Annotated in this window: 12 protein-coding genes; 9 read left to right on the top strand and 3 right to left on the bottom strand. The window is 37.8% G+C overall.

What is annotated here, in order from left to right; all coding sequences use genetic code 11:
- Positions 1 to 87: 87 nt before the first annotated feature.
- Positions 88 to 2,079, bottom strand: a complete 1,992-nt coding sequence (locus DS885_RS06310) for a TonB-dependent receptor domain-containing protein (protein WP_113818586.1) — start codon at positions 2,077 to 2,079, stop codon at positions 88 to 90.
- Positions 2,080 to 2,785: 706 nt separating this feature from the next.
- Here DS885_RS06310 and DS885_RS06315 point away from each other — a divergent pair.
- Together DS885_RS06315 and DS885_RS06320 are read left to right on the top strand one after the other, a co-directional pair.
- A complete protein-coding gene (locus DS885_RS06315) occupies positions 2,786 to 3,520 on the top strand; it encodes a hypothetical protein (RefSeq protein WP_113818587.1) in 735 nt (244 codons plus the stop codon).
- The gene (locus DS885_RS06320; protein ID WP_113818588.1) at positions 3,511 to 4,560 is read left to right on the top strand and encodes a 3-oxoacyl-ACP synthase III family protein; all 1,050 of its coding nucleotides are present in this window, start codon (positions 3,511 to 3,513) and stop codon (positions 4,558 to 4,560) included. The genes DS885_RS06315 and DS885_RS06320 overlap by 10 nt, the downstream gene beginning before the upstream one ends.
- 81 nt (positions 4,561 to 4,641) lie before the next feature.
- Here the strand turns inward: DS885_RS06320 and DS885_RS06325 are convergent, their stop codons facing one another.
- Together DS885_RS06325 and DS885_RS06330 are read right to left on the bottom strand one after the other, a co-directional pair.
- Positions 4,642 to 5,073, bottom strand: coding sequence for a hypothetical protein (locus tag DS885_RS06325; RefSeq protein ID WP_113818589.1), 432 nt, complete (start codon positions 5,071 to 5,073; stop codon positions 4,642 to 4,644).
- Positions 5,074 to 5,568: 495 nt separating this feature from the next.
- Positions 5,569 to 6,429: a LysR substrate-binding domain-containing protein gene (locus DS885_RS06330; RefSeq protein WP_113818590.1), complete on the bottom strand. Its 861-nt coding sequence runs from the start codon at positions 6,427 to 6,429 to the stop codon at positions 5,569 to 5,571.
- Between the two features lie 273 nt (positions 6,430 to 6,702).
- On the opposite strand from DS885_RS06330, the gene DS885_RS06335 reads away from it, so the two are divergent.
- From DS885_RS06335 to DS885_RS06365, 7 genes are all read left to right on the top strand, one after another.
- Positions 6,703 to 7,980 carry a hemolysin family protein gene (locus DS885_RS06335; RefSeq protein ID WP_113818591.1) on the top strand — a complete coding sequence of 426 codons (1,278 nt, stop codon included), beginning with the start codon at positions 6,703 to 6,705 and terminating at the stop codon, positions 7,978 to 7,980.
- Positions 7,981 to 8,297: 317 nt separating this feature from the next.
- Entirely contained in the window at positions 8,298 to 10,208 is a 1,911-nt protein-coding gene (gene speA / locus DS885_RS06340) for a biosynthetic arginine decarboxylase (protein ID WP_113818596.1), read from the top strand.
- Positions 10,209 to 11,174 carry an agmatinase gene (speB, locus tag DS885_RS06345; RefSeq protein ID WP_113818592.1) on the top strand — a complete coding sequence of 322 codons (966 nt, stop codon included), beginning with the start codon at positions 10,209 to 10,211 and terminating at the stop codon, positions 11,172 to 11,174.
- Between the two features lie 224 nt (positions 11,175 to 11,398).
- Positions 11,399 to 12,337 (top strand): LysR family transcriptional regulator, encoded by a 939-nt coding sequence (locus DS885_RS06350; RefSeq protein ID WP_113818593.1) that lies wholly within the window; start codon positions 11,399 to 11,401, stop codon positions 12,335 to 12,337.
- Between the two features lie 110 nt (positions 12,338 to 12,447).
- A complete protein-coding gene (locus DS885_RS06355) occupies positions 12,448 to 13,092 on the top strand; it encodes an alpha-ketoglutarate-dependent dioxygenase AlkB family protein (RefSeq protein ID WP_220149654.1) in 645 nt (214 codons plus the stop codon).
- Positions 13,093 to 13,103: 11 nt separating this feature from the next.
- Complete coding sequence (locus DS885_RS06360) at positions 13,104 to 13,409, top strand: NIPSNAP family protein (protein ID WP_113818594.1); 306 nt, start codon at positions 13,104 to 13,106, stop codon at positions 13,407 to 13,409.
- Positions 13,410 to 13,585: 176 nt separating this feature from the next.
- Positions 13,586 to 14,074 (top strand): hypothetical protein, encoded by a 489-nt coding sequence (locus DS885_RS06365; RefSeq protein WP_113818595.1) that lies wholly within the window; start codon positions 13,586 to 13,588, stop codon positions 14,072 to 14,074.
- Positions 14,075 to 14,369: the final 295 nt, after the last annotated feature.

Below are 14,369 nucleotides of genomic sequence, written 5' to 3' on the forward strand. Positions count from 1 at the left end.
CTTTTGCGGGTGAAGATCAATAAAAAAGCCCTGTCATTCCAACATAATGACAGGGCTTTTTATTCATTTACAATTAGTTATGGCTAATTAGAACTGGTAAGAAGCAGAAATTTTGATGTTACGTCCAGGTTCATAGTCCGTTGAGTATGTATCTTCTTCTAGACTCGTGTAATTAGAAGCATGTGAAGCATATTGCTCATCAAAGATATTATCGATACCAGCTGTTAACGTTAGGTCTCTAACTTGTGCTGGGCGCCATTGTACAGAAAAGTCATGTACGTCGTAGCCTGCTTTTGAAGTATCTTCTGATACATCTTTATGTAAGTCTAATGTCACCATGCTTGTCCAGCTAACATTCACGTTAATACTTGGGAAGGTGTAACCTAGGTTAAGTGAGAAACTATCACCTACTTCATTATCCAATGCTTGGCCAACTGTTTTTAGGTAATCTGAGTTAGCATCTTCATTAACATCTGTGTATTCAGAATCAGAGTGTGAGTATGTTAAACGGCTAGTGAATTGACCTTTACGTAGGTTAACACTTGATTCAACACCTTTAATTTGCACATCACCTAAGTTCTCGATACCCACTTTACCCGTGATAGAGTTATCAATGTAATCATCGATTTGTGTTTCAAATAAAGTAACAGAGAAACCAAACTCATCCATACCCACAAAGTCTATTGTTTCGTAAGATAAACCAACTTCGTAGTTAATACCTGTTTCAGCTTTTAGGTCAGGGTTGTCATCATGTACTGTAGATAAGAATGAACCTGGTAATACAGGACCTTGGAACAATTCAGTCGCACTGGCACGTGTTGTCCACTCGTCATTAATCATGTATTCGGCAGCTAATGCAAAGCTTACTTCTTTGAATGTATCGTCTGATGAGTTTGCATCCATTGCATAGACATCATAACGAACACCAGGCGTTACCAATAGTTTATCGGTTAATGCAATTTCATTTTCAATGTATACAGCAACGCTGTCTACATATTCTTTGTTACCAGTACGAACACCATCAGTGGTTCTTTCTGCATCTTGTTTTTGACCTTCGATACCGTAACGTAACGTATAAGAGGCTTCACTTGCTTGAACATCTGTCTCTGCCAATACTTTAAAACCTATGTTGTTGGTAATACCTTCATTATTGGTACTGCCTTCACCGTAATCTGGATTATAAGTCATGGTGTTACTGTACAGTGTTGAGTTAATCTGAGTTTGTGTGAGTGATAACTCGTGGTTTAACGTGATAGTTTCTCTGTTATATGAAATATCATAGATTGCGCCTGTTGGATCATAATCTGCACCTAAGTTGGTTCGAAGTGCATAATCACCTGAATCATCGTAGTAGTCATAACTCAGCTCTAATCTATTTGAATCACTGAAGTTAAAACCTGCTTTTAGTAAGATATTTTGCATCTTACCTTCTTGACCTAGTTTCTCGTTACCTTCACCGTCAACAGAGTTGTTACGGTCAATCGCGTTATAATACGCTAGGAAATCAAAGTGCTCATTGATACGTGAGTAAACAGTCCCTGAGTATGAGTAATAATCGTTATCTGCATAACCACCGTAAACACGTGCCCCTACAGTTTCGCCGTCTCTTAATAGATCGTCAGCATCTTTAGTTTCAAATGCAACACCGCCACTTAAACCACCATTGATTATTGAGTTCGTACCTACTTGTAGATCAACTGATTGAAGAATATCAGGGTTGATCAGTAAGTTACCCACGTGGTGGAATACGTTATTACTTTGGTCTGCGCCATCAATAGTGATATTTAAGTCAGTCTCAGTCACACCACGAATGTTAATTGATTGGTTTAGTGAGTGTGAACCACCTACGTCAACACCAGCTTGGTCACGTAACAAACCACTTATATGATCTGCTTGCTTTGACTCAATATCCTGCGTTAATAAAGACGTTTCGTTGTTGATTTGGGTGCCCCAAACCTCAACTGCATCATAAGTTGTTGCTGCTGGTGTTTCTGCGTCTGCTGCAAATGCAGAAGCAGAGAGTACTGAGCTAATCATAATGGTTATAGGTAGGCGTTTGAATGGTAATGAATTATGCATTGTTTATCTCATCCTGAAATAATACTGAACCTATTTAAATATTATTTATCATATAAATAACTAATACAGAGCTAGAGTGCTGCTAATAGAGACGGTATATATAAAAAGTTTGTTGCCCTTGATAATGATTATCATTAGTAATTTTTCGAGGTGGATTAGACTTTATATTGATATTAAAGGCAATCATTCTCATATGCATTTAAACGATATTGATTATGCAAAAAATAAATGTAAATTATGTAAATTTACATATATCATTGATTTTGTTTGTTTTTTAGGTAAATGGGCAGGGTGCTTCAAAAATTAATGAATAATAGATGCTAAAAGTGCGTGTTGAATTTTTATTTTTTAATACTAGGCGAAAAATAACCATTAAATAGCCTAGCTTCATTTTATTGCATTTTTAGTGCGCTTATTATGCTTTGGTAAACCTCTTGATACTCCTGGTTGTACTGGCTTATTGATTAGAAAATATAGGTCAGCAAAATATAAGTCATTTATTATATTTTGCCATTATCATCAATAATTGAATTAAAAGTTTTTTGAACAAGGTCTCTCATTAGTAATAACTGCTAATGAGGAAGTAAATTGATGACCTTGAACACTCATCTCCCCGACAACAGTAGCTCGTGCTTTACTGTGTTAGATAATAGATATATTACAAAATCCGCGAGCAGTGACCACTGTCACTGGTATGGTGAAGACTATGTCTGCTAACCTCACTCGCTGTTTTGCCTTACCTAAATCATCTTATGCTTTAGTCGATGGTCGACATAACGCCAATGGGCAACGTATCAGAAATTGGACTTACCATCCCGACAATCATCCCGCAGGTTGGCAGAGTGAAGATCAATATGCATTAGCTCATCTGATCCCTTTGCTTTTGTGCGGTGAGCAGTCGGCTCAATTAGTATTTAATCAAGAGATCACCCGTTTATTTGTTCAAGATAGTCCTGAAAATTACAGGATGATCAAGAGTTTAATAAGTGTCGAACAAGATGAAGCAAGGCACGATCAAGCTTTACAATGGGTGCTGCAACATCTACCTGTAGTGGCACAGCAGAATAAGATTCAAGGGCAGGCGAGGTTGTTCTATGCCAAATTAGGTCGTGGTGAAAGTCGTTGTCAGCACTTTATTAAAATCGCCACTTTAGATGCCTGTGTGACACAAATTATGCATGCGTTAGCACATTGCTTATTAGGTGAGTCTCACCCTTTTGCAGTGCTCTGTGGCTTGATTAAAAAAGATGAAGCTAAACATGTTTATATAGCAAAACGCCATGCTCAAGCTCTCGGGGCCACTTCGGCAATGTTTAAACATGAACAACAAATTATCAGTGGTCTATTACATCAATTATTAATAACACAAACCCAGCACTTTACCGCATTAGGCGTAGACCTAGAGCGGGTATTCAATACTTTGGAGTCGAAATGGCAGTAACTTTTGCACCTAACGAACTGAACTTATTAGCGATTAATGCATTTTTACCTCCACAACAGGTTACAAACCAAACTTTGTTTTCTGCATTGAATAGGTTATGTGGAAAAACCGCGCAACGAAAAGCAAAAATAATAGCCAAACGGTTAGGTATTGAAGGGCGTTATTTAGTAAGAGATTTGGCAAAACCATTAAGTGCTTGCTCTCCGACCAGTATTGATATGAGTCATCAAGCATTAACAGCGGCATTAACTGCGGCAGGCTTAACGGCGAATGACTTAGGGTATTTATTAAGTCATACCTGTACGCCACATACTCAAGTGCCTCCCAACGCATCCTGGATTGCCGATAAATTAGGGCTACAATCACCGTATTTGGAGTTAAGACAAGCCTGTACAGGCTTCGCTAATGCGTTACAAATAGCCAGCGCCTTTAGTGTAAGTGATTCAAGGCCGTTAGCTATTGTTGGTTGTGAAACAGGCTCGGTTTATTTTGATATTAACAACGCTTTTATTAGTACCTCTCAAATGGTTAATTATATGCAAATGGGGGATGGTTGCGCTGCGGCGATAGTACAGCAAGCGACAAAGCCCGAACAACGCCTCAGTGATATTTATATGGGGCAAATTGGTCATGGTAAAGCCCCTGGCTTTTATCTTGATGGCGGCTCAAAAACAGTCGGGACAGGTGAAATGGCTCGCTTTCATCATAATACCCAAGCGGTGAAAGATAATGGAGAGTCACTTTTTGAATTGGGGTTGCAAGCAGTGCTTTCTCGAGGATATCAATTGGATGATTTTAATTATATTTTACCACATCAAGCCAATGGTTATATCGATACTATGATCGCCAAAAAGTTGAACATAGCTCCACATAAAGTGATTAATGATGCTAAAGACTTAGGCAATTTAGGGTCGGCTGCGATATGGGTGAGCTTAGCGCGATTAGTAAATTCAGGTAAGTTAAACAGGGGTGATAAAGTTATGGTGTTAGGTGCTGAGGCAACTAAATATCTATACGGCGGGTTTGTTTATACGCATTAAACAGAAAAATAGGCAGAGTTTGTGTTTTTCTTATACAAACTCTGTCTTTATTGTTCACAGGATCTGGCTTAATTGGCCTTATTAATATTGATACTGATATTTTTGAGTTAATCTTTGTAGTTTAAAGAAGTACTCATTATTATCCATTTCACCATTTTTGTATTGAAACTCTAATATTAATAGCTCTTCCTCATGTTGTTTTTTAAGGCGGTAGGCTGTCATATCATAGTTAATTTTTCTGGCGCCATTCCAGCCATTTACTGGCTCCCATAATATAGAAAAGGGCCATAAAAGTAGATTCGTAATACCACGTCCTGGGTTGCCAGTATAAAAAGACCCGGCACCAGGTAATATACCTAGTACTGCACCCAATGTAGGTGTTTTCTCTTCTACTAATACGCCATCATTTTCAAACGCGGCATACTCTCTTTCCTGTCTTTCAGTTAATCCACCCACACATCCAGATAATGTTAATAAAGCAAAATTTAACATTATAATTTTTGCAAACTTCATTATTTTTCCTTTTAAAATTTAGGACTGATAATTTTTAAAGGTTTTATTGGTTGAAAAGCACAGAATTACCATTAACTAACCAGCACAAACTGCCTTTAAAATTATCATTTTTTATTATTGTTATTAAAAATAATGAGTCTGTTTTGACACTAATGACATAAATAAAATACTGATACTTATTTATTTTTTAAGGTCATCGGTATCACAAGCTATTTTCCTTCCTTTGATTAAATGTAGTGTCTAATAGGGGCTCTCTTATTGTCATAATCGATGTTATCAGAACAGTCTATTTACCTAAGTTCACTTTAGTTATCGCTTGATGCGACTCACCTAGATTTTTAACGGTCTTGTTTTTCTTATCAAGTTTAAAAATCAACGCACATAATAAACTAATTGCCGTTAATAATGCACTACTGTTTGATTTTGCTTATTGATCAAGGTGTGGGAGGGGCAAAGAGTCAGTAGCAGACTAATCGACTAGATAGCCTGATCAGGTCATTCAAGTAATCGCGATGATTCATTTATTTGGAACTCTGAGAAGATCCAGTTAATTAACGCATCGCGGTTTGGGCTGTTTTTATGATGGTCGGGATAGACTAAATAATAGCCACCTTGATTGTCGCGGGTATCAGGGCATAACTCAATCAAACGGCCTTGGGCTAATTCATTATTGAACAAAATCTGCGGGGCCAGGGCAATACCTTGACCATTTGCTGCGGCATCTATAGCTAAGGTGGTTTGGTTGAATTGCGCTATTTTGCTTTGTGTTGTTAATTCATTTTCTGATAAAAATGTATCCCACAATTTATGACTGTCTTGAATTAAAGGGTAACTGAGACAATCTTCTAATCTGTTAATCGCTTGCAAATCTTTGGCAAAGTGCGGGCTACACACTGCACGTAGATTAAGTGGTGATAAGGCCTGTGTATGTAGACCTTTTACTGCTGTTAGGCGCCCTTGTCGAATGGCCAAGTCGATATTATCCGATTGAAAGTTGGTTAACTTTTCAGTGGCTATAGTTTGTACATTAATATTAGGATATTGCTGCAAGAAGTTAGATAACCTAGGTACTAGCCATTTCGAAGCAAAAGAGGGGGTAATACTGATGGTAATAGTTGCTTCTTCTGGTTGAATAAGTTGTGTTGCTTGATCAATGATATTTAAGGCTCGATGAATAGCTAAGTGATAAGTATTGCCATGGTCGGTTAGTTTAAGGCCTCGCGCTTGGCGTTGAAATAGCTGCACGCCTAAGTCAGCTTCTAATTTTCGGACTTGTTGTGCCACCGCTCCCTGTGTCAGGTTTAACTCTAACGCGGCGAGTCGAAAGTTTTGATGGCGTGCCGCCGCATCAAACATTTTTAAGGGTAGCTAGCATGATATGATTTTCTTGTTAGTGACCGCTTTATCAACTCATCAATCCTCCTTTCTATTAACTTACTCTTGCTGATTTAAGTAATAAATTCAGTCTCTTAAATATGGTTGATAAATAAACACGCATTTTTCATAAAATAAGCGTTGTCGAACGCTAAACTCACACTATAATGCGCCAAATTTTACAGCTAAATGGGTTAGTCTGTTAGGCAGTAACAATTATTTTCGATGATTTGTTACTATAAAAGGATATAAAAATTGAGCGATGTATTAAGCATTGTTTTACTAATATTAGCTGGCGCTGTGTTTGCTATGTCTGAAATATCGATTGCGGCAGCACGCAAGATAAAGTTGCGTGTCATGGCTGATGAGGGGAGTGCTAAAGCTTTGGAAGTGTTGGAGTTGCAACAGCAACCGGGCAATTTTTTTGCCATGATGCAGATAGCGTTAAACGGCATTTCAATTTTAGGTGGGATTATTGGTGAGCAAGCTTTAACACCTTATATTAAACAAGTTATTAGTTTGTTTTACCAAGGCGAGTTGCTCAATCAGGTTAGCTTTATCCTCTCTTTTATCTGTTTAACGTCTTTGTTTATTCTGTTTGCTGACCTGCTACCAAAACGTTTAGCGATTATTATGCCTGAATCAGTGGCTATTCGTATTGTCTCTTTGATGCGTGGCATCACTTTTGTATTAATGCCTGCCGTTTTTTTATTTAATGGGTTAACCAATATGATGTTACGTTTGTTTCATATCCCGACGGAACGAACTGAGTTAGTCACCACTGAAGATATTATTGCGATGATGGATGCGGGCGCTGAAGATGGTAGTTTGCAAAAGCAAGAGTATCAGTTAATTGGTAATGTATTTGACCTCGATGTGCGCACCATAGGTAGTGTGATGACACCGCGTGATCAGATCATCTATTTTGATTTAGACGATAGCAGCGAAGAGATTAGTCAGAAAATTATTGAACAACCACACAATGACTTTTTAGTGTGCAATGGTGGTTTAGATAATATTGAAGGCAGTATCGAATCGAAGGAAATTTTACGTTTGGTGCTAAAAGGGGAGTTAGCAGAAATTCACCGAACACAGGTCGATAAAGATCTATTCTATTTACCAGAAACACTGACGCTCTCTGAAGCATTGAATGCCTTTAAAGTCGCCACACAACCCTTTGCTATCATTGTTAATGAATACGCCACTGTGGTGGGCATTGTGACAGTAAAAGATTTACTCAGTAGCTTTATGGGTGAATTAATTACACATCAAGATGAAGAACAGATTGTGCAACGTGATGAATCTTCGTGGTTAATTGAAGGGTTAACCCCAATCAATGACGTGATGCGTTGTTTATCTATTGAGGATTTCCCTGATCGTACCCAATACGAAACGATTGCTGGGTTTATGATTTATATTTTAAAACGTTTACCCAAGCGCACTGATAATTTTATCCACCAAGGTTATAAATTTGAGGTGCTCGATCTCGAAGGCGTGCGTGTCGAGCAAATCTTAGTGAGCAAACTTAAATAATCTTGACCGCGTTCTTTACCGTTTTGACCACTTTTCCCTATTAATCTTCCTGTATTCACTCAAACGTTGATAACACTGAGCGTTTGAGTGCTTAACCTATTGCACTCTGCTTATAATAAAATTATTCGTTATTTGTAATCAATAAAAATGCATAGAGTTATCCTATTAAACAATTTTTTTGATTAATAAGTGCAAAATTATTATCTAGACGCCGATGCATTCTTCACCAATAATCCGCCCGATTAAATTTTTCGTTAACTTATGACTTCAATTTAGTGAGTCATGATTATTTCTACTTATTTTTGTGAGATATGAATTTGCAACATTCAATTGATATGGAACGCATCCGAGCTGAATACAATGTACGCTACTGGAGCCAAGGTTTTTATGGTATTAACGATCAAGGTGAAGTGTATGTGTCACCTCGTAGTGATAGTGACCACCAAGTCGCATTAAGTGACATTGCTGCGCAATTAGAAGCACGCAATTTAAGTATGCCTGCATTAGTGCGTTTCCCACAAATTTTGCATCAACGTGTGCATAATATTTGTGATGCTTTCAACCAAGCAATCAAAGAAGTTGAATACGATAATAGCTATTTATTAGTTTATCCAATTAAAGTGAATCAACAGAAAGAAGTGGTTGATGAAATCTTAGCGAGCCAAGCAAAGCTAGCACAAAAACAACTCGGCTTGGAAGCAGGTAGTAAACCTGAGTTATTAGCGGTATTAGCGTTAGCACATCAAGCAAGCTCTGTGATTGTGTGTAATGGCTACAAAGACCGAGAGTATATTCGTTTAGCATTAATTGGAGAGAAACTAGGCCATAAAGTGCTGATTGTTTTAGAAAAACTATCAGAATTAGATTTAGTGTTAGAAGAAGCGCGTGCATTAGGCGTTAAGCCACGTATGGGGTTACGCATTCGTTTAGCATCGCAAGGTGCAGGAAAATGGCAATCAAGCGGTGGTGAAAAATCTAAATTTGGTTTAGCTGCTTCACAAGTATTAACCGTGGTTGAACGTTTAAAAGCAGAGAACCAATTAGATACATTACAGCTTGTGCATTTTCACCTAGGTTCGCAAATGGCGAATATTCGTGATGTACGTAATGGCGTCAGTGAAGCCGCGCGTTTTTACTGTGAATTACGAGCGATGGGTGTGCCATTAGATTACTTAGATGTCGGTGGCGGTTTAGCGGTAGATTACGATGGAACACGTAGTCAATCACATAACTCGATGAACTATAGTTTAGCGGAATACGCACGTAATATCGTGATCACCATTAGCGATGTATGTAGCCTTTATGAGCAACCAAAGCCGATGATTATTTCTGAGTCTGGTCGTTCATTAACAGCACATCACGCGGTGTTAATTACTAATGTTATTGGTGCGGAAACCTATAAACCAGAGGTGATTGAAGCACCTGTTGAGCAAGCGTCATTGTTGTTACAAAACATGTGGAACAACTGGAGTTTATTATCTGGTGGCAGTGATGATCGTGCATTGATTGAAATCTACAATGATACACAAAGTGACATTGTAGAAGTACATAATCAATTTGCAACGGGTGTGATTAACCTGCAACAACGTGCTTGGGGTGAACAAGTTGCATTACGTATTTACCATGAATTAAGCTCGCAAATGAGTACTAAAAACCGTTTTCATCGTCCAATTTTAGACGATCTAAATGAGCGTTTAGCAGATAAGTTTTTTGTTAACTTTTCGCTATTTCAATCGGTGCCAGATGCATGGGGAATTGATCAAGTATTCCCAATTTTACCACTGTCTAACTTGCAAAATGCAGGTGAGCGCCGTGCTGTATTATTAGATATTACCTGTGACTCTGATGGTGTGATTGACCAATACGTTGATGGTCAAGGCATTGAGACAACCTTACCGGTGCCAGCATGGTCTGCGGATAAGCCTTATTTAATGGGGTTTTTCTTAGTCGGTGCGTACCAAGAGATTTTAGGTGATATGCATAATCTATTTGGTGACACGCACAGTGTGGTAGTGAATGTTGATCAACAAGGTGGATTAGATATTGAATCCGTTAACGAAGGTGACACCGTTGAAGATGTAATGAAATATGTGCATATCGATGTTGAGGCAATACGCGATAATTACCGCGCTTTAGCGTCTTCTCGTGTATCACTTGAAGAGCAGCAAAGTATTTTAGATGAGCTAGAGCAAGGTCTAGCGGGTTACACTTATTTAGAGGGGTTTTAGATGTCAGCTTCATCTCAAGTTGCAGCTAAGCATGGTTTTGATGACTTGTTCACTAAAGAGGATGTCTCTTTATATTCTAATGCGATGACGTTTATGCGTCGTCCATTAGTGAAAAATCCATTGCCAGCAGAAGCTGATGTAGTGGTCTTAGGTGTGCCATTTGATATGGCGACCTCAGGGCGATCCGGTGCGCGTATGGGGCCAGATGCGATGCGACGCGCATCAGTCAACTTATCATGGGAAAGTAAGAAATTTCCATGGCAGTTTAAGTTATTCGACCATACCAAGGTGGTAGATGCGGGTGATTTAGTGTTTGATTGTGGCGATGCACAGGATATGACACAACGCCTTGAAGCGGCGGCCGATCAGATTCTTAATAGTGGCAAAATGCTGTTAAGTTTAGGTGGCGATCATTTTGTGACACTGCCTTTATTACGTGCTTATGCAAAGCATCATGGTGAGATGGCCCTTATCCATTTTGATGCACATACTGATACTTACAATAATGGTAGCTGTTACGATCATGGCACTATGTTTTTTCATGCACCCAATGAGGGGTTGATTGATCCTGCATCATCAGTACAAATTGGTATCCGTACTGAATATAAACAGCAAGGTCATGGTTTTAATGTGATTAATGCGATGGAAGCCAATGATCGAAGTGTGGATGACATCGTGGCACAAATTAAAGCAACAGTAGGCAATAAACCCGTCTACTTGACCTTTGATATTGATTGTTTAGACCCCGCTTTTGCGCCAGGAACAGGCACACCTGTTTGTGGTGGGATTAGCTCAGATAAAGCATTAAAGATCATTCGTGCTCTACAAGGTATTAATCTAGTAGGAATGGATGTAGTGGAAGTTTCTCCAGCCTATGACCAAAGCGATATTACTGCCTTAGCGGCTGCAACGATAGCGCTAGAGTTATTGTACGTTTGGACGGCGAATAAATTAGCTGTTAAATAACCACTTTTATATTGATGCCAGTACATCACATTGAGTTTAATAAACTAGCTGAATGTGATGTCACTGATTGACTTACCATCCCTTTTCTCGCCTTGTTGCGTAATAAATCTTCATCTTGATGGTTTCTGCACCTTCCTTGGTCTTTCTACATTAATTGATTAGTCATTATCTGTCGCAAATTGATATGATAGTGGTAATCAATAAGATTAATGTAAAGGAAGACAATGAACCTCGCTCAAATTGATTTGAATCTGTTATATGTTTTAAAGCATTTATTAGAAGAAAAACATGTTTCTAATACCGCACTCGCCCTTAATATGAGCCAGTCATCGGTGAGTCGATCATTGCAAAAAATGCGTGTATTCTTTGACGATGAGTTGTTAGTACGTAAACAGTACGGGTATGAATTAACTTCCAAGGCTGAGAGCATTAAACCGGATATTATGACGGTGATTGCAAGCTTAGAAAAGTTAGCGCACAAACAATCATTTGACCTAGCCACAATTACCAGTGAAGTGCGTTTTTATGGTCTGCAGCCTCAATTCAATTGTTTTATGCCTAAGGTGATAGCTAAGGTGAGAAAACTTGCACCTAACATGGTTGTAAGCCTAGATTCTACGCCTAAACGTCACTTTGAAGCATTGATAGCAGGCGAAGTCCACTTTTCTTTATCTGCACATGAGCCGCCAACGTCAGAGCAAAATATCTATCGTATGAAGGTCGCCAATAGAACATTTAAACTATTGATGAATAAGCAACACCCATTGGCGGATCAGCCGTTAACTGCGGAAAAATTAGCAAGTTGCGACTTTGGACAAATCTCTTTGCAAGGTGAGAAGAAATTGCCCTTTGACCATAAATTTCAAGAGCTAGGGTTAATCTCTAGCAAAAAACCATTGTCAGTACCTGTACATTTAAGTAATTTTAGCTCTGCACCAAGCATTGCTGCTGAAACCGATATTATTTTTTATTTACCAACACCTTTTGCCGAAACTGCTTGCCAAAATCCCCGTTTAATAACCCGTGATGTACCAGATGGATTACAAATTGGTTTTGGCTGCGTTTACTTATATTGGCATAAACGTTTTCACGATGACCCTATGTGTGTTTGGATGCGCTCACTTTTTAAAGAGTTATATAACAGTGAGAAAACCTTAGCTTAAATAGAGATCTAAGTTTTACTGTCAATATTTGCAGGTCTTAACATTAATTGCTAATTTAGAAGTGAAATTTCTAATGGCAAGCAAATCTTGCCCTTTAAAAAGGCACCTAAATGTACAATATGGACTTGTTTGCTGAGTTAGCACCTGCACCCATTAGTATTATCGATTACGATGGTATTGTTGAGTATTACGGGATGATGTTGTCTTATCAACAAGCAGATGATTTTTTTGACAAGCTGTTAACCCAAATCCAGTGGAAGCATGATCAAGCTAATATTCAAGGGCAGTATATTATTACATCTCGAAAAGTTGCTTGGTATGGTGACCAGCCTTTCCATTACACTTACTCGAACATCACAAAAGTCGCCTTACCTTGGACACCTGAGTTATTAGAATTAAAGCAGTTGGTTGAGCAACAGACTGGTTATCAATTTAATGCCTGTTTATTAAATTTATACCACAGTGGAGAAGAGGGGATGACCTGGCACAGTGATGCCGAAAAAGATTTGATTAAAAATGGTGCAATAGCTTCCGTTAGTCTAGGTGCGGAGCGAAAATTCTCATTTAAACATAGACATGATCAACAAACCCTTTCGGTTTTATTACAACATGGTAGTTTATTAGTGATGCGAGGCGAAACACAAAGCCACTGGTTACATTGTTTACCACCCACTAAAAAAATCAGTACTCCACGTATCAATTTAACTTTTAGAATGATTAATCAGCGCAATATTAATCAACCATCAATTTATTAGGAGAAACCATTTTGGTCACTTGCTATTTGAATTACGTTATCGACCCCTACAAACTTAAAGAGTTTGAACGTTATGCAAAGCTCTGGATACCTTTAGTCAATAAATTTGGTGGGCAACATCATGGATACTTTTTACCTTCAGAGGGGGCAAATAATAAAGCGCTCGCTTTGTTTTCTTTTGATAGTTTAGCCAGTTATGAACAGTATCGTATTGATTCGATGTTTGATGCAGAGTGTATTGAAGCCTTTAGATATGCTGAAGAAACACAATGTATTATCAGCTATGAGCGCAGTTTCTTTCGTCCTGTTTTTGAGTGAGTTTCTACCGTTACTTAACTATAAAAAACCGAATGTCTTGCATTCGGTTTTTTGTTGTAAAGCCTTTAATAGATATATAGTTTATAAAGCTAAATTATTCACTTTTAATTGTTTATTTGACTTTTATTTGCTATTGTCGCGAAAAATTAACTTTAACTCCAAAATAGGTATATAAAATGGATTTTAAATTATCGGCTTTAGCCCTTTCTGCCGTATTGATGTCAGGTTGTTCAAGTATCGTTAGCGATAGTAAATATAATGTAGCTATTTCTAGCGAGCCTTCTGAAGCTACTTTTATTTTAAAAAATAAAGCTGGTTTTACTATTCATAGTGGAAGAACTCCTAGCTCTATTTCTTTAGATGCATCATCAGGTTTTTTTCAAGGAGAAACATATACTCTAATAATAAATAAAAAGGGTTATGAAGAGAAAATCGTTGAAATTGATAGTTCGATTGATGGTTGGTATTTTGGTAATCTTATTTTTGGTAGCTTGATTGGTTTTTTAATTGTAGATCCAGCAACAGGTGCGATGTTTAAATTACCAGAGCATTCAAATTCATCATTAAAGTTGAAAACTGAAGAAGCTAAAGAAGACTCTTTAACTATTACATTTATTGATGATATACCCGAAAGTCAAAGAGCTTCACTAATAAGAATTAATTAATTCTTATTATATAAAAAACACCGAATGTTGCCATTCGGTGTTTTTGTTTAAGCTTAGCTAATTAACTAATTAGTTATACCAATCATAGTAAGTAACTGATCTATTTTACTTGTTAAAACAACTTATTTTTTGTTGTAAGTTTCGCATAGGGAACAACCATTTACATCAACTTACGCCTCAAACTAAGCCATTTTTCCGGCGCAAAATTTAGATCAGTTATTTAATACAATTGGTATTAATTGGTATAAACTCAAATTTCAGGCATAAAAAAACCAGCAGTTAGCCGGTTTGATTA

The sequence above is a fragment of the Psychromonas sp. B3M02 genome (genome assembly GCF_003318165.1).
Lineage (GTDB): Bacteria > Pseudomonadota > Gammaproteobacteria > Enterobacterales > Psychromonadaceae > Psychromonas.